This window comes from Paenibacillus sp. sgz302148 (assembly GCF_056120465.1).
Genome location: NZ_JBVYOJ010000012.1, coordinates 205,297 through 226,895 on the forward strand (window position 1 = coordinate 205,297; position 21,599 = coordinate 226,895).

A 21,599-nucleotide genomic window follows, 5' to 3' on the forward strand; every position below is an offset into this window, starting at 1 on the left:
GCGTTCCAAGCTTTCATGTCCGCCTGATTGCGCGCCTGTTCCTCGAGATTCAGATCGCTGCAACGTAGGCGATGTTTTACCTATAAAATATGGCTGAGCGACGCGCGCATCGGCTTGCCCGCGAACAACTGCTTGCCGTCGGAATAACCTTCCTCCCGGCCATCCAGCTCGGAGATAAGCCGGCGCCGGCAATGCCCGATTCGCTCCGCATACTCGGGAGCTTCAATTAAATTATGCAATTCTTGCGGGTCGGCCACGAGGTCGAAGTATTGCTCGACGCCCGTTTGTCCGTACCATACATACTTCTCCGTTCCGGTTGCGATATAGTGCACGTTGAAATGCTCGCCGTGAATGTACGAACGCCAGCCGTCGCCATTTTCGCCCCGAGCTAGCGGCAGCAAGCTTTCCCCGTCTACGGTGGACGGGATCGGCGTGCCGGCGATTTCGAGCAGCGTCGGCATAATGTCGCGCAGCTCGATCACTTTGTCGCAATAGCTCCCGCGCTTCAGGCCAAGGTAATTTCCCGGATCCATGAGCAGGAACGGGATCTTGGCGCTGCCTTCATACGGTAAGCTTTTCGCAAGCAGGTTATGATCGCCAAGCAGCTCGCCGTGATCGGACGTAAACAGCACGATCGTATTCGAGTCAACGCCATATTCGTACATCGCCTGCGTAAACCGGCCGATCTGATCGTCGATGTGGCTGATCAGCGCGTAATATGCCGCCATCGCCCGCTTGAGACGCTTCGGCGGCACGATGCCGTGGCGCGAGGTCGGCAGCAGGCCGTTCCGTTCCGCATCGACCGTATTCGCCCAATCGCCGACGACCGGCATCGGAAAGTCCTCGCTCATATAACGATCGAAATACGCTTGCGGCGGATCAAACGGCGGGTGCGGCCGCACGAAGCCCATGTGCAGGAAAAACGGCTTGCGCGGATCGCGGCGACGCAGGAAGTCGATCGATTGGGTGACGACCCAATTCGTCGGATGAAGCGCTTCCGGCAAATGCCAGACGCGTTCCATCGCCGACGCGTTGCAGTCGAGCCCGTTATCGATCACGTCAACGCTCGCTCCGGCTCGCTCGCGCAGCCAGACGAAATAATCGTCGGTGTTTTCCCACGATTCTTTAACCGGCGTCGACTTGTTCCGATTGTAATGCATGTATCCGTCATGCAGCACGACGTTATGGAAGCCGCATAAATTGCGCGTCGGGTATACGTGCATTTTGCCGACGTTTTGCGTGTGATAGCCCGCATTCGCCAGCTCGCCCGCCAGCATATGCTCATAGTTCCACGGCACTCTGTCGGCGTAGCCGACCCGACCGTGCGAACGCTGCGACATGCCTGTCATCATCGCCGCTCTCGCCGGTATGCATACCGGAACAGCCGAATAGGCGTTTGTAAAACAAACGCCCCGGCTTGCTATAGAATCGAGATACGGCGTCTCCACGACAGGATGGCCCAGATAGCTTAAGCAGTCGAACCGCATTTGGTCGACGGAAATAAGCAATATGTTGGGACGTTCATCCGTTCGTGACGCCATGTTTTTATACCTCGTCCCAGATGCGACGGATGTTATCCAGCGCGATTTTCGTCCCTTGCTTGCATTCTTCCATGCCTTCGAATTCGATCGACAAGTATCCGTCGTAGCCCGATTGCTTCACGACGCGAATAACTTCGTGCATGTCGATATCGCCTTGCCCCGCGATCGCGCCGCGCAGGTAGTTGCCGCTGATCGTCGTGAACCAGCCTGCACCCGGATTGCGGTGACGCAGATAAAAGTCTTTCACGTGAACCATCGAAGCGAAGCCGATGTTCTTCTTCACGGCGATGACGGAGTTTTCGTCGGCGCACATGAAGTTGCCGATATCAATCGTCGTTTTGAAGTTCGGGCGGTTAACGGCATTGATCAGCGCTTGCACGCGGTCGGCGTGCTGAACGAAATAACCGTGGTTCTCGACGCTCGTCGTAATGCCGTATTGTGCCGCATAATCGGCGATTTGGCGGCAAGCTTCCGCCATTTTTTCCAAGTTGTCGTTGAACGCTTTGATCGAAGTGTCCGCATTCCAAGCGACGTCATGGCGCATCAGCTTCACGCCGAGGGCGTTTGCTGCGTCGACTTCGCGCTTCACGCGGGCGATTTCCGCATCATATTGCTCTTGCGTTTCCGTCAGGAAGTTGGCGCCGATCGCATAGTTGGAAATGTCGATGCCGACTTCTTTCGCTTTGTTCCGAATTGCAGCCGCAAGCTCCGTATCTTTCGTCAAATCGTAGCCGATCGGCACGATTTCGACGTGCTCCCCGCCGTTAGCCGCAACCCACTCGATTGCTTCCAGAATCGAAAGCTCCTTCGATTCGATCGCACGATGCAAACTGTAAGAACTAACTCCCAATTTCATTGCGTGGACACTCCTTTGAATGAGATTATTTTTAAAAGAATATTAGAAATGAATTTCTTGGCCTTTTTCAGCGGATTCGTAAATGCCGCAAAGAATTTTCATGATTTCGACGCCGTCTTCAACCGGGCTGATCGGCTGGCTGCCGGTTTGCACGCAGCTCACGAAATGGTTGATTTCGTTCTGGAACGCGCCACCGAACGAAAATGCAGGGCTGTCCGTTTGAGGCGTGATGTTCAGGATCGTATCGTTTTTCTCCGTCACGATGATCGTTGCCGGCTCCAACTCAACGCCGCCTTTGTCGCCGAACAGTTTGATCGTCGTTTCGTCTTGCTTCGCGTGCAGCGTGAAGCTGACGTCTACGACAAGGGATGCGCCGTTTTGGAAACGGATGATTGCGTTCGCCATATCTTCGACGGTATTTTTCGTCGGGTCAAAATCAGCCGCTTGATAAGCGGACAAATGCTTAATGTTGGAACGGTTGCCCAGCTTGCGGTACGTGTTGGCGCTGATCGATTTCAGCTTCGGACGTCCCATCAAGTACCAGCACAAGTCAATAACGTGTACGCCGATGTCGATCAACGGGCCGCCGCCGGAACGCTCGACGTCGGAGAACCAGCCGCCTGGGTTGCCGAAACGACGGATGCTGGACGTTTTTGCATAATAAAACTCGCCGAACTCGCCTTTTTCCGCAAATTCTTTGATCATTTTGGCGTTGGCGTCATAACGGCGCACAAAGCCGACTTGAAGAATTTTGCCCGTTTCTTGAACGGCTTTTTGAACCGCAAGCGCTTCCTCAACTGTTTTGCAAAGAGGTTTCTCGACGAGTACGTTTTTGCCTGCGCGCAGCGCCGCGATGCTGATCGGAGCATGCGTGTTGTTCCAAGTGCAAATGCTGACCGCGTCGATCTCCGGATGAGCGAGAAGCTCGTTATAATCCGTGTATACAAGGGATGCTCCGTAACGCTTCGCTTTCGCTTCCGCCCGCTCCTTGTTTAAATCGCAAATTGCAAAAATCTCTACGTCTTTGTTATTTTCGTATGCCTGCAAGTGTGAGTCCGAGATGGATCCTACGCCGATCACGCCGATTTTCACTTTGCTCATTCTGGCACTCTCCTCTTCCTATGTAAGCTGAATAAATTACTAGATTATTATACAATACATTCACATGTGATTCCATCAAAAAAGATCGTATTTCACAACCGATTCCACACAATAACAAACCAAACAACAAAGAAAAACAACACCAAAATAACAAGTAAAAGAGGAGGCAACCTCCAAATGGTAAAAAAGGATAGAGCATCAGCCGACGGGCCAACTCTCTATCCTTCCCTATTCCTCTATCTTGATCGCTTTACCGATTACCCAAGAATGGCGCTGTCGCGAAGCGTAACAACCGGCTCTTCCGCGCCATGAAGCTCGAACAGCACGAGTTCGTTTTCGCCTTGTCGAAGCAGCGGCCCCGGGATGTACAGCGTTTTTTGTGGTCCGGCCGTTTCCCAATAACGTCCGAGGTTGAAGCCGTTAATATAAGCAACGCCTTTGTTCCAGCCTTTCAGTTCGAGGAACGTGTCCGCAGCTTCGTCGACTTGGAACGTGCCTTTGTAGAAGGCCGGTTTGCCATCGGATTTTGCAGCCGTCGTCTTAAACTCCAGCTTCGACAAATCTTCGAGCGGTAGCGTGTGGATCGTCCAGTGGTACAGGAACTGCTGGCCGAACCGGATACCTTCCGTAATTCCTTTGACGTCCCGCATGTAAGGACCGTAGTTGGTCCGCCCCATGTTTTCGACCAGTACGCTGAGGGTAACACCTTCAGGAGGAATGCTGAACTTGACCGGCTCGCCGTCTTTGTTCCAGCGCTCGATAACACCTTTGTATTCACCGTCGACGAAGATCATGGCGCGATCGTGTACATCCTGCAGATTCAGCTGCGTTTCGCCGCGAGGTCCGGAAATGCGTGTCGTATATAAAATAAAGCCGTAATTTTGTCCTAGCAGCTCCATCGGATCCGGGCAGGTTCTTTGCACCGGCGAGGATAGCTTGTTAAGCGAATCGAACAGCGCAGCCTGCTGCGTCATTTGCACTTGGCCGTACGCTTTCTTCGCGATTGGCTCCGGCAGCTCCAGCGGTCCGAGGTCAACGTACTTGGATACGACCTCGCGCACGGCGTAGAACTTGTCCGTCAGATCGCCGGATTCGCTGATCGGCACGTCGTAGTCGTAGCTTGTGATCGTCGGCTCGTATTTGCCGAAATCGTTCGCTCCGCTCCAGAAGCCGAAGTTCGTTCCGCCATGGAACATGTAGAAGTTGACCGAAGCGTTGATGGCGAGCATTTCGTCGAATACGTTCGCCACATCGGCCGCGTCGCGGGTATGATGCTGCTCGAACCAATGGTCGAACCAGCCGTTCCAAAACTCCATGCACATGATCGGGCCTTCCGGCTGATAAATGCGCAGTTCTGCAAAAGCTTCCTTCGGACGCGAGCCGAAATTGACCGTCTCCAGGACGCCTGGCACCATACCGCCTTGAAGCATGAAGTCCCCCGGTCCGTCGGATGTGAACAGCAGCACATTGATGCCGCGCTTGATCATGCTTTGCCGCAAGTAATCAAGGTATTGCGTGTCGTTGCCGTAGCTGCCGTATTCGTTCTCGATTTGCATCGCGATGATCGGCCCGCCGTTCGTGCAAAGCAACGGCACCAGCTTAGGCAGCAGGACGTCGTAATAGGCGTCGACTTTATCGAGGAACGGCTGATGGAGACAGCGCAGACGCATGCTTGTGTCGGAGAGCAGCCATGCCGGCAAACCGCCGAATTCCCACTCCGCGCAAATATATGGGCTTGGACGAACGATAACATGCAATCCGACTTCGCCGGCCGTTTCGATAAACTTGACGATGTCCGCCAAGCCTTCGAAATTGAACTGTCCTTCGTTCGGCTCGTGCATGTTCCAAGGCACGTACGTTTCTACCGTGTTGAAGCCGCAAGCTTTCAGCTTGAGCAAACGGTCCCGCCAATACTCGGGAACGACGCGAAAATAATGGATTGCACCGGAAATGAGCCTGACCGGCTTGCCGTCAAAAACAAATTGGTTACCTTCCACAGCGAATACGGACACAATGAATCCTCCGTTCATTTATGAAGAGTCATGATTTAATTGCTTCTTTTGGATTATACCACGCCTTTCGGTTATTTTCATTTATTTTCTTTTATCTTCGATGAACGTTGTTGATGTTTTTCCTGTTTTCTTTTTGAAAGGGTTGAAAAGGAACATAAAAAAGGCGCCCTTCTCAATAGAAGGACGCCGAATCTTCGTGCCATGCTGATCAGGCCTTGAAGGCCGATACGATTTTGTTCAACTGTTCGGCCAGCTCGGCTAACCCCCGATGTTATATTTTGAAAGTGGTTACCGATTGGTTCAGCTCATCCGCCAGTTTAGCCAGCATTTGCGAGGAGGCTGCCGTCTCCTGCGCCGCAGCCGCGGATTGCTCGCTCGCAGACGCGATCAGCTCGATCGAGCGCCGGACCTCGACGGTTTGCGCCGCTTGCTCTTCGCTTGCCGCCGCGATTTCCGCAGCCTGTTGGGCGCTCCCGTTGACTTTGGCAATAATGTGTTCAAGCGCTTGGCCTGTTTCCTTCGACAGTACAGCAGCTTCATCCAGCGCTTTCATGCTGTTGTATGTATTTTGCTGCATCCCTTTAATGATCGTGCCGATTTGTTTCGTTGCCGAGCCGCTCCGCTCCGCCAGCTTGCGAACTTCGTTGGCGACAACTGCAAAGCCGCGGCCCTGCTCGCCCGCCCGCGCCGCTTCGATGGCGGCGTTGAGCGCAAGCAAATTCGTCTGGTCGGCGATTTCCTCGATGACCTCGATAATCGCTTCGATTTTTTCCGAATCGCCGCGGAGAAGAAGCATCTGTTCGTTCAACCGGCTCATGCCATTGATCGACGCGCTAACAACCTTGCCGCCTTCTAGCGCCTGCACCCGCGTTTCGTCCGATAGTTCCGCCGCGTGCTCGGCATTGTTCGCGACGGCGTCAATCGCCCGCATCAGTTCGATGAACAGCTCGTTCATCGTTTGCGCCGAGGCTGACTGGCTTGTGCTGCCCGCCGCGATTTCTTGCGTGCTCGCCGAAATTTGCTCCGACGACGCAGCGACATTTTGCGAAGCCTCGACGACTTTGGCGATCAAACCGCGAAGCTGGCCCACCATGTCATTGACCGACCGCGCCAGCTGGCCGATCTCGTCCTTCTGCTTGACGTCCACCTGCTCGCGCAAATCGCCGTGAGCGACCTTGGACACCACTTGGACGACTCGCGTAAGCGGCCTGGAAATCATCGTTGCGATGACATACGCCACTGCAACGGCTACAACAAGCGCAATAATCGATATGATGATAATGAACGTACGTCCCGACTCATATACGCGGATTGATTCCGCCGTTGCCTCGTAGCTCGCTTTTTTCTTGAGCTCGACGATTTGGTTCAGCAAGCTACGGCTTTGCCGGCCCGGTTCTGTGAGTTGTTTGACGATCTCGGAAGTAACGGTATAATCGTCCTTTTTGAGCGATTCGAAAATCGCGGGGACATGTTCGTAATAGTCGTCCCACGCGGCAAGGAAATCGTTGTATAGCTTCCGTTCCTCTTCGCTTGATATTTTCGGGATATACTCTTTTTTATACTTTTCAATGTTGTCGATCGATGTGGCGAGTTCGCCCTTGAGACGTTCCCGCTCGCTTGCCGACAATTCGGAAATGACCCGCAGCACGAGCCGCTGCGCGTTCGTCGCTTCCTTCGTCATATCGTCAACGAGAAGGATGCTGGGTAAATAGTTCTGGTCGATTTCCCTCGCCTTGTCGCCCATCGTCTTCATATTCGTCGTCGCCATCCAGCTCACCACAACAAGCAGTACGATAACAACGGCAAAACCAAGCAGCATTTTCGTGCGGATCGAAAATTTCATAATGACATCCCCCTAATCTATTGACGCATGAAAATGAACGGATTCAGCCAATGATGGCCTATATATCATAGTGCGACAAATTTGCGTCATTTCCAATCACCAGCCGTTCCTATTTGATTATTCCTATATGGATGGTGTACCTTCCTATATGTTTGTATAGGAAGTGGGTGTCTGTGGGCGCGGGACGGGGATGGCATTTGGAAAGTTTGTTGGGAAAGAGAGATGATGAAGTCACTTATAATCGGGACTTTGTCCTGGGGAGTGGCCGGCACACCAAATAGCACATAACTGCAAAAGTGCAGTTATAATTTTCTGGAAAATCTAGTGGGTGGTGATACCTGCAATTCTACAGTAATTTCGGGTCAATGCACCCTGACAAAGAGGTTTTGCGAGAAATACCTGCACGATTGTAGGTAAACGTTTCAAATGGAGCTTTGGCGTGGAAAATACCTGCGCAATCTTTTGCAGGTAAATAACTCAAATGGAGCTATGGTGTGGAAAAAAACTGCACATTCGCAGTTATTCGTTGTCAAGGGTGGTCTTGGACAAGTGATTTAGACGTAGCCTAGTTTAAGGAACAGCTATTGCAGAGATTGCCCGGAAGCTTTGCGAAGCTCGTTGGCGAGCCGGTGCAGCTCGTTTTTCTCCGCAGTCGATTGGGCCTTCTGCCATGCGGCAGATAGGAACGTAATGATCTTGTTCGCATCGTTTGGGGTGAGCATCGGTTGATTCGTCTCCTTATCGAAGCGTCTGAGGTCGTTCTGCCGGATGATGCGGACCAGCTTGTCCGCGTATTGCGGGTCGGTGGCGTATCCGCAAGCACGCAGCATCGCCGCCTGCTGCTCCGGCGTTTGCGCCTCGCGGACGCGTTGATAACGCGGACGGGCGAACAGCAATTCCTGATCGCGCAAGCAATGCTCGATCGAGGGATAAGCCCGCCATCCGGCGATGATCCCGTCGAGGCGCTTGCCGTCGTAGACCTCCCACGTCGTTGCGTTGACAGAGGAGCCGTCCCAGTAAGGCGTACGTCTTGCTGCTGGCGTCGCCTTATAGCCGACGACGTTGTTCCACGGCGGAACGACGCAGCCGGTTTCGAGCCTCGTTTGCGCGATGCGAACGGAAGGCAGGAGGGGCGAGCCCTCCTGCCGAAGCTTCACTGCAATAGGCGCGATGAGCGCGAAGAAGGCGCGTTCGGTGTATTTGGTGCCTTGTGGCATTAGTGCGGGCCTCCTCTTTTTCGGGACTCCGGCATCGTCGTCGATTCCGGTTCTTTGTCCTTGAATAAGTCGATAATTCGTTTAACTGCACTAGGCAGCGGCAAGTCCAACCTTCCGTAATTTTCCGTAATCGAGACGAGCTCGTTCACAAGATAAGCGTATATCGCGCCTACCATGATAACGTCCGTACCCATAAGTTCGTCCATCCGGTGGGCAAGTAAAATGGCCAGAAACATCAGGCCTTTTTTCGTCAGCCCTTTGAATCCCAATGCGGAAGACAAGCGGCGTCCTTCCTTGAAAGAAGCGGCGACGCCCGTAACGATATCGACGATGATCGCGAGGAGAAAAAACGATAAAAGCTCGGACCATTCGCCGAACGCATAGGTGATTATCGCACCGAATACACCGGCACCGGTGTTGAGTAGGGATTGAGCGTTCATGTGTTTGTCACCTCCTTTGTATGAAAGACTTCGCTTGGATATTCGGGGTCTTTATATCTGCAAAAAACTTTCCATGAATTTCCAGTAACTGTTAACGATTGTGGTCACGTCACTCGCCAGCTCATACCGCGTTACACATGCGCGGACTTATACACCTCCTCCATATGCAAAAAGCTCAGCTACTGCCATTTCGACGTCACTGAGCTTTTGATTTTGTTTCTTCGATTTGCTCGCTGAGCGGCTTACAATAAACCGGGCTTCAGTGGTGGCGTGCCGTAAGGGTCTGGGTACGAAAATTCAGGTTGCAACGTTTCCGTATTGACGCGACAGCTGTTGCGTTCCACAAAGTCTTACGCTGACCGTACTCCAGTTGGATGACCCCGGCGGTTTCAGGTACACGTTCGGCAAGTGCGATGTCCGCTGCGAAGTCTTCCTCCAGTGTTGTTCACGGATATACTTCGTATTCCCATGCGTTCGACTACCTCAACAATCTTTTGTCCAGTTTGCTTCTCATAATATATCTTTTCTAATCTTCTTCATTTGTCATTGCCCCCATACGTAATAAGTATACTGATAACTAGTTCTATCGACCGGAAGTAAAATATGAGTTTTTGAGATGATGACCGAACCTCCCATCTGTATTGCTCCTCTGCTAGAGTTTATTTTAAAGGTGTTGAAGTTAAAATAAACACTTTGAGTACAATACCATGTATATCCTGAGTAACCGCTACTGTCATAACCATTACCAACTATAAAAATCATCTGCGGCTCAGTAGGTAAATTGAGCCCGGCGACTTGCACATATGGAAAGCTTTGGCTAAAACCCTGCATATCAATAAATTGCTTTAGGTCACTTGGTGATGTCGCGAACCCTGTTGCATAAGGTTTGCCTACCTGTAAGGTCCCAATGACGCCACCAATATCTACGCCAGAACGAACATTAGATGAAATCAAATTCGCAAAAGCAGCCGTTACATTGCCGTTACCATCGTGATACCCCTGCGGAATGTTGAACTGCCCGTTTTGTATTGTGATGGCTTGGCTTACTGCGCCTCGATTTGTCATCATTCCTGTTTGATCCCCATTATCGTTCGTGAATGTTCGACCATTTAATACATCTGCAGGCTGAGCTGTTCCACCACCTCCTTCACCCTGTAAGATAAAAGCCGTGCCGTCGTACCTCACCGTGTAAATGCCACCTGCTTTGAGGTTACCTGCCGAGACGTCGTTGCCGCTGGCCTTCTTAATCACCTTCGCGCCAAGCCCGTTCACATTGATCGTAGCCGCACCGGTGTTGGTCGTATTGATTTTGACTGATACGGCCATACCAGCAGTGTATGATGCAGGTGCTGGGCTCAGAGTGACGGTATATACGTTTGCCGATCCCGACGCGTCAGCGTATCCGGGCTGCCTTACATAATCATTAGCAAGACTCATCTTCATCCATGTCGGCGTAAAAGTTGCGTCCGCAGTTGTCGCTACTGGCCCTGTATCAAAATATTCAACCCCGCCTCCCGAAGAAAGTCGTATCCCTCGCGCACCGAGTGATGCGTGAGTATTGGCATACTTCCAATTGCCCGATCCATCAGTATAAGCATTGTTTGCATAAAGGGCTTGTCCACTTGCATTGGAAGACAAATCGGCCCATTGGTACCCATTCAATTGCCGCCCTGTCGTATTAGTAGCATTGACACGTGGTGCGTTTAATGTACCTGTAAAACTCGGCGACGCAACCGGTGCACGCGTAGTATCCGTCGGATGAACATGGTCCTCTCTCGCATACTTTTTCGATCCCCCCACAGCCGCCGTTCCGTTGGCAGCCGGAGTTGCAGTTCCCGCTTGACCGATAACGAAAGCGGTCGTTGCAATTTGCGTCGTACTCGTATCCACCGCAGCTGTTGTCGCCGTCGGTGTGCCCGTAAACTGCGGCGAAGCTTTTGGCGCTTTCGTTCCAAGCGCATCATCCGCCGACTTCAACGCCAAATTAAAATTCGCTGTATTCGCATTGTCCGACGGATCAAACTGCTTTACACCATTTGGTAATGTCTGCATAAAATCAACCTCCTACGGTTTCCAAATTTCGAGTTGAGCGAATGTCAGCTTCGCCGCATCCAGCTGTGCAAACGTCAGTCCTGCCGCACTCAACTCGCCAAATGTCAAAAACGTAAACTCAAACCGAACCCCCAAATGCGCCGGGATAATATCACGCAGCGCATTTTCTAAATCGCCGAGATTCGCGGGCACGCCGCGATTCCCGATAAACGTCACCTTGATCGTGTACGTGCCATGCTCCTCCGCCACGGCGACCTCGCCGCCGTCGTAGGCTTCCGCCACGCTCTTGATCAGCGCTGCCGTCACTGTGCCGACGCCGCGCAGCTTCGACTTGATCACGCTGCGCCGCTGGTCGGCAGGCTTAGCCGGGTCGGTCGGCAGCCCGAGCTGCCGCTCCCACAAGTCAAGCCCCCACGTGGCCGTGTTGACGAACTGCTGGTCCAGCACCGAATCGATCGCGGCCTGCAGCGCATCGGCATCCTGCTCCTGCGATTGCATCAGCCCGCTCATCACGGGAGACGACTCGTAAAAACGCGGCAAAGAGCTTAACAATCGCTCGCCGACAGCACTCATACGACGTTCACCGTCCCTAGCACGGCTACTTCACCCGTCTGGATTTGTACGTTCGTTGTTCCGCCGTTCACCTTCAGGTCGGTATAATCGACCACCGAAGAGATGTCCGATAACACGTTCGTAATGCGGGTATACCGGACAAAAGGATCCGTAAAAGCAAGCGACTTCAAATAATCGCGAATGCCTACTTCGATTAACTTTTTGACGGTGTCCGGATTTGCCCCGCTCGCAAGCGTTACATCCACCGAAACATGAATCGGCACTTCCGTCGCCGCAACGACAGTCACGGCGGCGCCGATCGGCCGCAGTTCCTCGATATGTGCCCTTACCGTATCGACTACGGCGGCATCGGGCGCGGTTTTGTGCTCGTCCAGCAGGACGACCTTCACCGTCCCAGGCCCGTTCCACAGCGGAAACACCTTCGCCCCGCCGATTCCCGGCACTTCGAGCGCCCATTGCATATAGTGGTTGGCGTTACCGCTTGTCGCCGGCTGACGGACACGCGCTAGCAGCCGCTCCAGCAGCGCTTCGTCGGTCTCGCCGTCGTAGCCGCCGTCGGTCGCCTTATCCTGCACGACCGCGGTGATGCCGCTCAACCCTTGCGGCAGCTCCGTGATGAGTCCGGCAGGCACGTTGCCTGCACTCCCGGCTTCGACTGCGCGCACGGCCACTTTCACTTCTCCCGCAGATGGAACGACAGCTTGCTCGACGGTACGGAACAACGTCCCGCTCCGCGTCGACAGCACCGTTTCCTTCGGGACAACCGTCCCGGCTTCGCCCAACAAGCGAACTTCCCCGGTTGCGGCCACAGCCGGCTTGCGAATAACGCCGTGCTCCTCCGCGCGCATGTCTAGATACTCCCCTGCGGCCGTTTGCGCGAACCCCATCGCCAGCACGCGGTCAAGCTGCGTATACGCCACCGCCAGCTCAATCGCCGCCGGAGACAACGCATCGTAAACAAACGTGCCCTCCTGCTTGGCAATGCCGGGCGTCGCAACCTGATCAAGCAATCGCCGCAATATATTTTCCCATGTCATCTGCTCAAACAACGACATTCACCTCCCCGTACACGGTCGCCGCCGTAAATTGCACCTGCAGCGTATCCCCCTCGAAGCTCACTTCCATGTCCTTAATATCCACGATGTACGGATTCACGAGCAGCGCTTCGCGAACATACCGTTCCGCCTCGCTCTGCTTCGCCCGAGCCGAAAACGTGCTGCCGATCAGCGGCTCCAGCTCGCTGCCGTAATCCCACGTATACGCCAAATACCGAAACCGTTCGGTAACGAGCGCCTTGTAAATCCAAACCCGGAGCGCTTCCTGGCCTTCGAGCTCGACCGGATTGCCGTCTTTCATCGTAAAATCGCCCTTCACCGCGTCCCATCCATATTCCCGGAACAGCGGCAACTCACCGGCAACCTCCTGCTCCGTCTCCGGCGGAACGTCCAAAAAAGGAAAAATATTAGCCACCCGGCTTCACCACCTTGCTTAGTACAATAAACGTCTGGCCGCCGCTCATCGGCATTACCGCCACCGTATCGCCCGCTTGAACCGCGCCCGGCTGCCTAACCTGATCGGCCAAGTACAAATCTCCGCCGTCTAGCTCGATCCCGCCGACCTTCACTTGCAGCGGTGCCGCGGCTGTCACGACACCAAGCATGATCGCTGGCGAGCTTGCCCGGCCTCCTTGGCTGCGAATAAAATCGACGAACCATGACAATTCCCCCACCGGATCACCTCACCTTGTACATCGTCGCATGGCGAAAGCCTGCTTCCGGCAGTCCTGGATTCATAACCTTTACCATCGCGGTCCAACGCTTGCCTTCCGTAAAAATATACCGATGCCCGAAGCCGCCCCAATCCTGAACCGCCGCCCGCGAATTTGTATCGATGACCATTACCGCCAAACCAGCCGATGCCGGGGCTTCCAGCTCATATTGCGATCCCGGTTGCATGTCGACATATTGCACATACTCCCGTGAAGCTTGGTTGATCAGGTTGACCGGACGCGGGCGAGAGCTGCCCGAATCACCGCTTGCAGGCGGTTTCGGATTAGGTGCCCTCGGCGCTCCGCCCGGCTTGCTCCCCGGCGAAGGGGCAGCTTCTTCCTGCTCTTGCTCGGCCTCGAACTCGTCCATCGTATTTTTATATTTCAACTGCAAACTGATCGAATGCTGATTGTTCTCGAACGTATGCGTATCCGAATCGATATAAAAACGCCCGGTCAAACCGGTATAGCTCTCCTCGATCAACACCGAGTTCCCGGCGATCAAATCGTATGTCCCCGGTCCCCCAACCAGTTGGACGTCGGCGCTGCGGGCAACGTCGGCGAGCAATGCTTTGGCCATCGCCTTGGCGTCTTTGCCTTCCTCCTGCCGGTACGTCGACTGCAGCAAACCGTAGTTCGTCACCCATTCGCTTTCCTCGACGGAGCCGACGACTTCCCCTTTGTCATTCGTGATGAGCACTTTGTTCACCATCGACTCGATGTCCTCCGCGTAGGAAGCCTCGGTTAGATCACGGGATGCGGTCAGCGGCATTTTGGCGGCAAGCGCCCCTTTCACGATCACATCCAGCTTGCCTTCGCGCATTCTGGGCATATACAGGACATAATCTTTTTCCGCCTTGTCGGCGTTTTTATGCTTGGCCGCGCTTGTATAGGCCGTCATGATCGCCTCATACCCCGTCTTGTCCATATGAATGAAGCTTACTTCGATACCGGTTTCCGCAAGCTTGCCTACGGGAACGCCGAGTTCAGTACACACCAGCTTCGTGACAGCTTCCGGCGACAGCTTCCTGAACTTTTTCGCCAGCTTCGATTTCGTTAGATAGATCAGGCCGTCGTAAGCCGTAACCGACAGTTCAGTACCGCTAAGAGATTTGCCTTTGTGAAAAATATACCCGCGAAACAGCTCCGTCCCGTCGTCATCCGTTAACTTGAGCATTTCGCCTAAGCCAAGATAAGGACGCGGAATGTTCGCATCGAGAGGGGAAACGACGAGCGATACGTCGATTTTGCGGGCGGCCTGCGAGTTGTCCCCGCTCCACGTCATGCGGATGCACAGCTCGGTCAAGTCCGTTTGCTTGCCGGTACGGGAGATGTGAAGTAACTTCATAATCCGCCTCCTACAGCTTCAGCACGGTGCCAACCGCTAGTTTTTGCTCGTCCTTGATGCCGTTTTTCTGCTTTAATTGCGTATATTTGGACCCATCGCCGTAAAGCTGTTTGGCAATGCCCCATAACGTGTCTTTGGGTTTGACGGTGTATGTTTTGGGCACCGTTTTTTCCGCTGGACGCGACGTCGCCTGGGCCGCTTGGGATGATGCGGGTTTCGCCGCATGCAGGAACCGGTATTCCTTCAGTTCCAATGTATAATAAATATCCTCGGGACCGTGCTTCTGCGAATACGTAAACGTTTCGATCGCCATCGGACCGTTGTAATTGAGCTTGTCGCCCAGAATGAGCAGCCGGACCGGACGCCCGCTATCCCGCCAGCGCTCGATCGTTCGGACGTAAAACTTCGGCTCCGGGTAATCCGAAAATTGGGCAAGCGGATCGTATTCGCAAGGAAAATAGGAACTCAGCGAAACCGAGGTCAGCCGTCTTTTGCCGAACAGGTTCGCTTCGCCCAATCCGTTGATGTTGACGGTCGAGTTCATGCTGCCCGTCTGGATATCGAACGATTGCGGGGGCACGGGCAGCTTGAGCTGCTCCTCCCCGTTGTTGAACGTAAGCATAAATTCAATCATGCCGTCACCTCCATGACCATGGCACTACGCCATGTTGAAGCTGGCCGACTCCAGCTCGCTCTTCAGAATGCGCGCCCACTTCGTGAAATCAGCCTCTTCCCGCGCCACCGGATTGTTCAGGTTGATCGTAACGGCTCTGCCGCCGCCATTGCGGTAGTTGTTCGCTTCTTGCGCCGTCAGCACCGCTTCATTCTTATGAAGCAATGCGGGGTAGTTGTCTCTCGGCACGGTGTGCAGCCCTGCTGCATGCGTTTTGGCAGAGGTGCCGTTGCTGTTGCCGTTGTCGTCGCTGCCCATGATCATATCTTTAAACCAGCCGATGCCATCTCCGATCCATCCCGCAACTTTGCCGATGCCGTCGATGATCGGTTTCAACAGTTTATCCCATAACATTTCTAATACGGGCTTAATCCTCTCATAGACCTTCATAAGAACGAAAAAGACAACTTCAATAATATCCGCCAAGGCTTGGAACAAAGGAGATACGGCATTCCAGACCGTCGTTATGACCTCTTGAATAAGCGGCCAATATTGCTCCCAAATGGACCATAAATAAGTGAACACATTAACAACCGCCTGTATTATCGGCGCCAAAGCTTTGAACACTTCGCCAATAGCCGCTTCAAAGACGGGCATATTCTGCACGAGCCACCCGATAATGCTTTGAAATAACGTCATCAAAGGAGCTAGCAAAGGTTCGATAAATTGCGCCACCATGACGACCACGTTTTGGATATGCTGCACGGTTGCTTGAAGCAACGGCTTAATCGTTGTCAAAAATTGACCTGCCCCCGTCGCCACTTTCGTGAACAGCTGGGCGAATGTGTCCGTAAACCCATCGATCGCTCCGCGGTTATCGTTCAGGAACGAAACGGCCGTGCCAATGCCTTGGGCCAATGCCGATCCAATCGCCGCAAACATCGGCTGCAGCTTATCCAGCAGCGGAACGAGCTGTTGAAGCGCAGGCTTTAAGGCCTGCAGCATTTTCAGACCGGCATCCTCCAGGCCCGATTGCAGCTTGCCTTTGATCGTCTTCACGAGTCCTTCGCCGGTTGCCGCATACTTCTCGGTTCCGCCTTTGAACATATCTTTGACGCTAACGCCATCCGCGTTTTTGATTTGACCAAGCGACGCTCCTTTATAATCTTTGGAAGCCGCAAACCCGAATTCGCTTAATGCATCCTTGGAGCCCTCTTCTCCGGATCGAAGTTTGACGATCGCGTCAACGGCGTCAGCCAGCGATTTCTCCGGGTTGAGCGCGGCCACATTCTGGGCAAGCTTCATCAGTTCCATCGCTTGCTTCGTGTTGCCGTTCGTCCCTTGGACCGCTTTCATGCCGGCCGACAGCATTTCGCTCGTATCAAACGGTCCGCCGTACGCGTTTTTTTTCAACTGTTCGATGTACGCGCGCGAATCCGCCTTGGCCTGATCACCGCTTGCGCCTTTCTTGCCCCCGCCGACCGCATGTTCGATCAACATCTGCTGCCGCTCTTGACCCATTGCGCCGCTGATTCCCGATCCCATAAGATTCAATGCCGCCCCAGCGGCGGAGATTGCACCGCCTGCAACAAACTTAGCGCCGATGACGACACCTTTGGCCAGCTTGCCGAGCAAACCGAATATTTTGCTTAGCCCGGCAAAGGCAAAATCTTTGATTTTTACCGCAATTGCAAATGGTTTCCGCACGATTCCCACGACTCTGGAATAAATCGACTGAATCCCTTTCACCGTTCGGTCTTTGAGCAGAATCGTGCTGATCATGAATCGGTAAGGCATAAATTTGGTGGCCAATTCGCCAAGCTTCTTGTACGCTTTCGTATTGTTGATCGTCGTCGTTATTGCTTTTTCCATCTCTTTGCGGCGTTTTTGTTCCGCTTTATGTTTCTTTTCTTGATCGCGCGCTTGTTTCTCTCGCGCCTGTTTCAACTGCTGCTGGAAATCGCCATGCTGTTTAGACATTTGTCGCAAAATGCCAAGGTAGTTGTTTTTATAGTTTCTCATCAGCTGCGAAGCGTACGTCGTTTTATTTTTCAAATCATCAAGCTCTTCCTCAAACATCCCCACACCCTCACCTCCCTACATCGCCGGCAGCGTGAACCACAGCTTGCCCGTGCGGGCGAGCCGGTCCCGCTCCTCCAGCTCGGCTTCGTAGAACGCCCGGATTAGCAGTTGCTCACCCGGCGACATGCCGTAAATCTCGCTTGGCCGAATGCCTTTGCGGCTCCAGTAATAATAGAGCATCTCCACATAGCCATCCGACCTTATCCGTTTTTTAGCTCTTCCACCGAGCTGCCGCCGAAGCCGGACAGCTCCGAGATTGCGTTGTACAGCTGCGTCACCTCGCCCGGCAGCAGGAACTTGGACTGCTCCAGCAGCTCCTTCGGCGTTTTGGCGCCGTACGCTTCGAGCAGCTTGGCGTTTTTCAGCTCGGGGTCGACAACGCCCTTCAGCAGGGTGAAAATTTGCACCGCCTTAGCGCTGAAATCCTCCAGCTCGCCGCGTTTGCCGAACGAAATCGCCATATCCTGGATTTCTTCCTGCTCCTCCATCGTCAGCGCTTGGCACGTGAACACAACCGGCTCGCCCGCGAGTTCGGACAGACGGTTTAGCTGAAGCTTCTTTCTGGGCCTTTCGATTTTGCTTTTGTCGATTGCGAGCAGCAAATCCAACGTATTTTTCGCCATGAGTGAAGCCCTCCATTTTTTCGGTAAAATTTAAATGCAAAAAGGGAAAAAAGAAGGGGGCATTACCGCCCCGCTCCCGCTTATTGATTGTGATGGATCAAATCCGGATGCTCCCACTTCGTGAACGTAAACGGCGCTTCGATCTCGCCCTTTTTCTTCAGCTCCCAGTTCACGAGCGTCAAATCGTTGAAGTTGGCGTCCAGGATGATAATCCGCTCCGAGCCGTAAGCCGCCGGGTCCTTCAGTTCGGACAAAATTTTGAACCGCGGGTTGTAGCCCATCCGGATCATGTCGCTGATCTTCGAAATCATGCGCGAGTTCGCTTTATGCATGCGCAGCGTGCCGCTGCCTTTGTAGCCGATAAATTTGCTGTCCGTTCCGAGGTTGCCGACGAGTGTAACGTCTTCCTTCTCGATTTCGATTTTTGCCTCCATCGCGATCGCTTCGCCTACGAATTCGTTGTCGAGCCACACCTCGCCGAACGAGCCGGAAATGACTTTTTCACCGCTAAGCTTATTCATTGTCATTCGTTAGTACCTCCCGTTATATCGATTTCTTCCATGTCCAACCATTCCGCCAAAAGATTACAGATTCACCGTCAGCTTTACGTCTTCGATCGCATCCAGCGGACGTTCGGTCGCCACGAGGAACACCTGATCGCGCGTATTCGCTTCCTTCAGTTGCTGCTCGTTCATCTTGGCGACTTCCTCGCTGCCGAGAATCGACTTCAGGTAGATGCGCTGCGCATTCACATCGATGGACATCGTGTTTTTGCCCGGATCCAAAATGCCGTCCTGCTCGAGCGATTCGAAATAGGCGTTGATCGCGGAAACGAGCAGCAGCTTGTTGACGTAGCTGTTCTGCACTTTACCGATATACAGATCTTCGATTGTTTCCTTGATGTCGTGATACGTTTTGTTCAGGATACGCACCACTTTGATTTTCTTCCAATCAGCACCCATGTCTTCGGTAACTGTCACTAGCGAGGTGACGCCCCGGGCGATCTTAACCTTTTCGCCGTCGTGGTACAGCACGAGCTTGCCGGCGTCGATGGCCGCGTCCGCTTCCGCTTTCGTCAGCTTCGGCACATCCGTCACCTCGGGCAGCACCTGGAACGTCGGGGCGACCGTCAGCGGAAGGCCGGCGATCAGCCCGGCGATACGCGCCGTAAATTGGCTGGCCGTATACGTTTTATTTCCGACGACGACCCCTTCCGTCGTAAAATTGACGACCGCCGGATGATCGGCTGCCGAATTCGGCAGAACCGCCATCACTTTGCGATCCTTCGCCGTGAACATCGTTTTCGCCCACGAGGACAAGGCCGCGACGTCCGCCGTTGCCACGCCTGGGAACGCAACGATATTGAAGCGAATCGTTTCGAGATAATTGAGTGCTGCGACGTAATCCGACGCCGAGGCCGGGATGACGACCGCCTGAATTTGGCGCGGCGCCCCCATAAACGCCATCTCGATATATCCGCGGTTGTTTTCCGCGAGAGCAGCCGGAATTTCGGCGACGCTGTCCAGCGCATATTCTTTCAGCTCGGTAACGGAAGTGTCCTTCAATACGAGCGCTAGCACGCCAACAGCTCCCTGCTGCACCGCAGCAGCCGCTTTTTGTTTAAATACGATGTTTACACTTGGTAATCCCATCCCTTAAACCTCCTTCATTTTCATGTTGATCCATTGCACCTTTTCATGTGTCACGGCGGCACGTCCGTATTCGTTCTCAAGCGTAACCCTGATGTAGGCTTGTCCGTCACGGTAGCCGCCTTCGGCACCGGCGATTCGGAACTTGTCCCCGCCGGGACACGGCAGAACGAGCAAATCCATAAAGGCTTGCCGAATGCGATCCGCCGCAGCCAGCTGCTCCATGGCGGACGGCTTTCCGTCCTCGCCAAGCGTGGCGTAATAGACGATGTCCCATTTCACTTGGGACGAATAACCGGAGCTGCCTTCATGCGTGTCGCCGCATTCCGCAAGAACAACGGAACAGGACGGCCTTACCATAGGATCGGGCACGACATTGATCGAAATCGTGCTGACTTCAGGAAATAATGCCTGGAGCTGTTCATGAATGCCGCCTAAGCTTTCGATTAACATCCGATTCGCCCCCTCGACCCGCTTCTTCCGGCAATCCGATCGACGATCGAACAGACTCTCCAAATACGCGGGAGGTGCGGTCGACGCAGCGTAAGCTTGCCTTCATTTTGATATCGCCTCCTCATTACAGGAACATATGTTCCTATCATCTATAGGTGGCAATCGGAAGACAAGGCCGGAAATCAGCGCTGCGATGCGTTTTCCGTTCGGAGTACGGCAAGCTTCTTGTTCGCCCTACGAACATAAATACTGACCGTCCCCTTGCTAACCGAGAGCAGCTCCGCGATTTGCGAAAGCGTAAATCCTCGGCCATGGGCGAGCTCGAAGCACTCTCGTTCCCTCGCGCTCAGCAGCGATAACGCCGCTTCCAGCTTGTCCAACTGCTGCTTGGATAGCACTACGTCCCGTTGTCCCGAATACGAGGGCGATTCCATTACCGCCTGCAAAATAATCGGGTCTGTCAGCAGCTCCCGCTGCACGCTGGATCTTCGCTCGACACCGCGCCGGTTGCCCGGCTGCCGTCCGGTCGAAATCCACTGCATGACCCATTCGACTTCGCGGACCATGCCGGCAACGATTTGCCGTTCGCCCGCTTCCGCCACGTTCGGGAGAAGCTCGTCCAACGTTTTTTTCGATTGCTGATATTGAATCCATAAATCGAACATGTAATCCCTCCATTCATGATTTTTGTTCCTAAAAGGAACATTCGGACTATAAATAAACGGTATTAGAAATAATTCGATGGTTTAAAGTTATCAAAAGTTGCACGATTGTTCCGTTTAGGAACATTTTGTGCTAACAATATACCCTCTAACAAATGGAATGTCAAGAACGTTTGTTCCTATTTTTCGAATTTTTTTTAAGGAACATAAGTTCTGTTTTGTTATTTCTTTTTTCCAATACTTGATGTAAAATAGGAACAGCACATTCCGGTGGTGATCAAGTGACTGCATTCGCGCAACGCTTCAAGCAGCTTAGAGAAGACAGTAAACATTGGACACAAGACCAAGCAGCCGAAGCGCTTGGCGTATCGCGGTCGACGATCGCAGGTTATGAGTCGGAAGAGAAGAACCGCATTCCCCGAGAAGAAACATTGCATCGAATGGCGGATTTGTTCCAGGTTTCGATCGACTATTTGCTCGGCAAGACGGACGAGCCCCGGCCCGTTCACGTGTTGGCCGCTCAGTTGAGCACGAGCGAAAAAGAAGCCGCCGAGAGTCCGGAGAACAATAAGGCTGAAGACGAAAGCGGCCACGAGTGGGACGATCCGGAGATGAACGTTTTTTTCAAGGAGTATAAGGAAGCACCTGAGCAAAGGCGCCGCGAACTGCGGCAGTTCTGGGAGTTTCTGAAGCTTCAGGAGTCCGGCCGCAAGCCGGAAGACCCACAATAATGCTTTATCCGCACGAAAGCCGGGCAAGGCACGCT

The 21,599-nt window shown here is 53.4% G+C and carries 22 protein-coding genes; 1 reads left to right on the plus strand and 21 read right to left on the minus strand.

Features of this window, described 5'->3' with window-relative positions; translation table 11 throughout:
* Window positions 1–80: 80 nt before the first annotated feature.
* The 21 genes from AC0LWM_RS19165 to AC0LWM_RS19265 all read right to left on the minus strand — a co-directional run bounded on the left by AC0LWM_RS19165 (window position 81) and on the right by AC0LWM_RS19265 (window position 20,836).
* Entirely contained in the window at window positions 81–1,541 is a 1,461-nt protein-coding gene (locus tag AC0LWM_RS19165; RefSeq protein ID WP_474676590.1) for an arylsulfatase, read from the minus strand.
* A gap of 4 nt (window positions 1,542–1,545) precedes the next feature.
* Window positions 1,546–2,397 carry a sugar phosphate isomerase/epimerase family protein gene (locus AC0LWM_RS19170; protein WP_474676591.1) on the minus strand — a complete coding sequence of 284 codons (852 nt, stop codon included), beginning with the start codon at window positions 2,395–2,397 and terminating at the stop codon, window positions 1,546–1,548.
* A gap of 42 nt (window positions 2,398–2,439) precedes the next feature.
* Entirely contained in the window at window positions 2,440–3,498 is a 1,059-nt protein-coding gene (locus AC0LWM_RS19175; RefSeq protein ID WP_474676592.1) for a Gfo/Idh/MocA family protein, read from the minus strand.
* A gap of 257 nt (window positions 3,499–3,755) precedes the next feature.
* Complete coding sequence (locus AC0LWM_RS19180; RefSeq protein ID WP_474676593.1) at window positions 3,756–5,510, minus strand: glycoside hydrolase family 35 protein; 1,755 nt, start codon at window positions 5,508–5,510, stop codon at window positions 3,756–3,758.
* A gap of 271 nt (window positions 5,511–5,781) precedes the next feature.
* Window positions 5,782–7,353, minus strand: coding sequence for a methyl-accepting chemotaxis protein (locus AC0LWM_RS19185; RefSeq protein ID WP_474676594.1), 1,572 nt, complete (start codon window positions 7,351–7,353; stop codon window positions 5,782–5,784).
* 581 nt (window positions 7,354–7,934) lie between these two features.
* Window positions 7,935–8,570: a glycoside hydrolase family 73 protein gene (locus tag AC0LWM_RS19190; RefSeq protein WP_474676595.1), complete on the minus strand. Its 636-nt coding sequence runs from the start codon at window positions 8,568–8,570 to the stop codon at window positions 7,935–7,937.
* Window positions 8,570–9,010, minus strand: coding sequence for a phage holin family protein (locus AC0LWM_RS19195; protein WP_474676596.1), 441 nt, complete (start codon window positions 9,008–9,010; stop codon window positions 8,570–8,572). The genes AC0LWM_RS19190 and AC0LWM_RS19195 overlap by 1 nt, the downstream gene beginning before the upstream one ends.
* Before the next feature lie 543 nt (window positions 9,011–9,553).
* A complete protein-coding gene (locus tag AC0LWM_RS19200) occupies window positions 9,554–11,062 on the minus strand; it encodes a hypothetical protein (RefSeq protein ID WP_474676597.1) in 1,509 nt (502 codons plus the stop codon).
* Window positions 11,063–11,074: 12 nt separating this feature from the next.
* A complete protein-coding gene (locus tag AC0LWM_RS19205; RefSeq protein WP_474676598.1) occupies window positions 11,075–11,635 on the minus strand; it encodes a YmfQ family protein in 561 nt (186 codons plus the stop codon).
* On the minus strand, window positions 11,632–12,684 hold the full coding sequence (locus AC0LWM_RS19210) for a baseplate J/gp47 family protein (RefSeq protein WP_474676599.1): 1,053 nt from the start codon (window positions 12,682–12,684) through the stop codon (window positions 11,632–11,634). Before AC0LWM_RS19210 ends, AC0LWM_RS19205 begins: the two co-directional genes overlap by 4 nt.
* The gene (locus AC0LWM_RS19215; protein ID WP_474676600.1) at window positions 12,677–13,105 is read right to left on the minus strand and encodes a DUF2634 domain-containing protein; all 429 of its coding nucleotides are present in this window, start codon (window positions 13,103–13,105) and stop codon (window positions 12,677–12,679) included. Before AC0LWM_RS19215 ends, AC0LWM_RS19210 begins: the two co-directional genes overlap by 8 nt.
* The gene (locus AC0LWM_RS19220) at window positions 13,098–13,364 is read right to left on the minus strand and encodes a hypothetical protein (RefSeq protein ID WP_474676601.1); all 267 of its coding nucleotides are present in this window, start codon (window positions 13,362–13,364) and stop codon (window positions 13,098–13,100) included. Before AC0LWM_RS19220 ends, AC0LWM_RS19215 begins: the two co-directional genes overlap by 8 nt.
* A gap of 4 nt (window positions 13,365–13,368) precedes the next feature.
* Window positions 13,369–14,751, minus strand: a complete 1,383-nt coding sequence (locus tag AC0LWM_RS19225; RefSeq protein ID WP_474676602.1) for an XkdQ/YqbQ family protein — start codon at window positions 14,749–14,751, stop codon at window positions 13,369–13,371.
* Window positions 14,752–14,761: 10 nt separating this feature from the next.
* Window positions 14,762–15,385 carry a LysM peptidoglycan-binding domain-containing protein gene (locus AC0LWM_RS19230; protein WP_474676603.1) on the minus strand — a complete coding sequence of 208 codons (624 nt, stop codon included), beginning with the start codon at window positions 15,383–15,385 and terminating at the stop codon, window positions 14,762–14,764.
* Between the two features lie 24 nt (window positions 15,386–15,409).
* Window positions 15,410–17,449, minus strand: a complete 2,040-nt coding sequence (locus AC0LWM_RS19235; RefSeq protein WP_474676604.1) for a phage tail protein — start codon at window positions 17,447–17,449, stop codon at window positions 15,410–15,412.
* 12 nt (window positions 17,450–17,461) lie between these two features.
* Window positions 17,462–17,626 (minus strand): hypothetical protein, encoded by a 165-nt coding sequence (locus AC0LWM_RS19240; RefSeq protein ID WP_474676605.1) that lies wholly within the window; start codon window positions 17,624–17,626, stop codon window positions 17,462–17,464.
* A gap of 20 nt (window positions 17,627–17,646) precedes the next feature.
* A complete protein-coding gene (locus tag AC0LWM_RS19245; RefSeq protein WP_474676606.1) occupies window positions 17,647–18,069 on the minus strand; it encodes a phage tail assembly chaperone in 423 nt (140 codons plus the stop codon).
* Window positions 18,070–18,149: 80 nt separating this feature from the next.
* Window positions 18,150–18,596: a phage tail tube protein gene (locus AC0LWM_RS19250; protein ID WP_474676607.1), complete on the minus strand. Its 447-nt coding sequence runs from the start codon at window positions 18,594–18,596 to the stop codon at window positions 18,150–18,152.
* A gap of 57 nt (window positions 18,597–18,653) precedes the next feature.
* Entirely contained in the window at window positions 18,654–19,721 is a 1,068-nt protein-coding gene (locus AC0LWM_RS19255; RefSeq protein WP_474676608.1) for a phage tail sheath subtilisin-like domain-containing protein, read from the minus strand.
* 3 nt (window positions 19,722–19,724) lie between these two features.
* The gene (locus tag AC0LWM_RS19260; RefSeq protein ID WP_474676609.1) at window positions 19,725–20,171 is read right to left on the minus strand and encodes a phage tail terminator family protein; all 447 of its coding nucleotides are present in this window, start codon (window positions 20,169–20,171) and stop codon (window positions 19,725–19,727) included.
* A 182-nt stretch (window positions 20,172–20,353) separates the two neighbouring features.
* Window positions 20,354–20,836: a sigma-70 family RNA polymerase sigma factor gene (locus AC0LWM_RS19265; protein ID WP_474676610.1), complete on the minus strand. Its 483-nt coding sequence runs from the start codon at window positions 20,834–20,836 to the stop codon at window positions 20,354–20,356.
* 278 nt (window positions 20,837–21,114) lie between these two features.
* Between AC0LWM_RS19265 and AC0LWM_RS19270 the strand changes: the two genes are divergently transcribed.
* The gene (locus tag AC0LWM_RS19270) at window positions 21,115–21,564 is read left to right on the plus strand and encodes a helix-turn-helix domain-containing protein (RefSeq protein WP_474676611.1); all 450 of its coding nucleotides are present in this window, start codon (window positions 21,115–21,117) and stop codon (window positions 21,562–21,564) included.
* Window positions 21,565–21,599: the final 35 nt, after the last annotated feature.

What these genes read in the sequence shown, in the direction of transcription:
- AC0LWM_RS19165 (WP_474676590.1), bottom strand. Translation starts at nt 1,541, where the DNA reads ATGGCGTCACGAACGGATGAACGTCCCAACATATTGCTTATTTCCGTC.
- AC0LWM_RS19170 (WP_474676591.1), bottom strand. Translation starts at nt 2,397, where the DNA reads ATGAAATTGGGAGTTAGTTCTTACAGTTTGCATCGTGCGATCGAATCG.
- AC0LWM_RS19175 (WP_474676592.1), bottom strand. Translation starts at nt 3,498, where the DNA reads ATGAGCAAAGTGAAAATCGGCGTGATCGGCGTAGGATCCATCTCGGAC.
- AC0LWM_RS19185 (WP_474676594.1), bottom strand. Translation starts at nt 7,353, where the DNA reads ATGAAATTTTCGATCCGCACGAAAATGCTGCTTGGTTTTGCCGTTGTT.
- AC0LWM_RS19190 (WP_474676595.1), bottom strand. Translation starts at nt 8,570, where the DNA reads ATGCCACAAGGCACCAAATACACCGAACGCGCCTTCTTCGCGCTCATC.
- AC0LWM_RS19195 (WP_474676596.1), bottom strand. Translation starts at nt 9,010, where the DNA reads ATGAACGCTCAATCCCTACTCAACACCGGTGCCGGTGTATTCGGTGCG.
- AC0LWM_RS19200 (WP_474676597.1), bottom strand. Translation starts at nt 11,062, where the DNA reads ATGCAGACATTACCAAATGGTGTAAAGCAGTTTGATCCGTCGGACAAT.
- AC0LWM_RS19205 (WP_474676598.1), bottom strand. Translation starts at nt 11,635, where the DNA reads ATGAGTGCTGTCGGCGAGCGATTGTTAAGCTCTTTGCCGCGTTTTTAC.
- AC0LWM_RS19225 (WP_474676602.1), bottom strand. Translation starts at nt 14,751, where the DNA reads ATGAAGTTACTTCACATCTCCCGTACCGGCAAGCAAACGGACTTGACC.
- AC0LWM_RS19230 (WP_474676603.1), bottom strand. Translation starts at nt 15,385, where the DNA reads ATGATTGAATTTATGCTTACGTTCAACAACGGGGAGGAGCAGCTCAAG.
- AC0LWM_RS19240 (WP_474676605.1), bottom strand. Translation starts at nt 17,626, where the DNA reads ATGCTCTATTATTACTGGAGCCGCAAAGGCATTCGGCCAAGCGAGATT.
- AC0LWM_RS19245 (WP_474676606.1), bottom strand. Translation starts at nt 18,069, where the DNA reads ATGGCGAAAAATACGTTGGATTTGCTGCTCGCAATCGACAAAAGCAAA.
- AC0LWM_RS19250 (WP_474676607.1), bottom strand. Translation starts at nt 18,596, where the DNA reads ATGACAATGAATAAGCTTAGCGGTGAAAAAGTCATTTCCGGCTCGTTC.
- AC0LWM_RS19255 (WP_474676608.1), bottom strand. Translation starts at nt 19,721, where the DNA reads ATGGGATTACCAAGTGTAAACATCGTATTTAAACAAAAAGCGGCTGCT.
- AC0LWM_RS19260 (WP_474676609.1), bottom strand. Translation starts at nt 20,171, where the DNA reads ATGTTAATCGAAAGCTTAGGCGGCATTCATGAACAGCTCCAGGCATTA.
- AC0LWM_RS19265 (WP_474676610.1), bottom strand. Translation starts at nt 20,836, where the DNA reads ATGTTCGATTTATGGATTCAATATCAGCAATCGAAAAAAACGTTGGAC.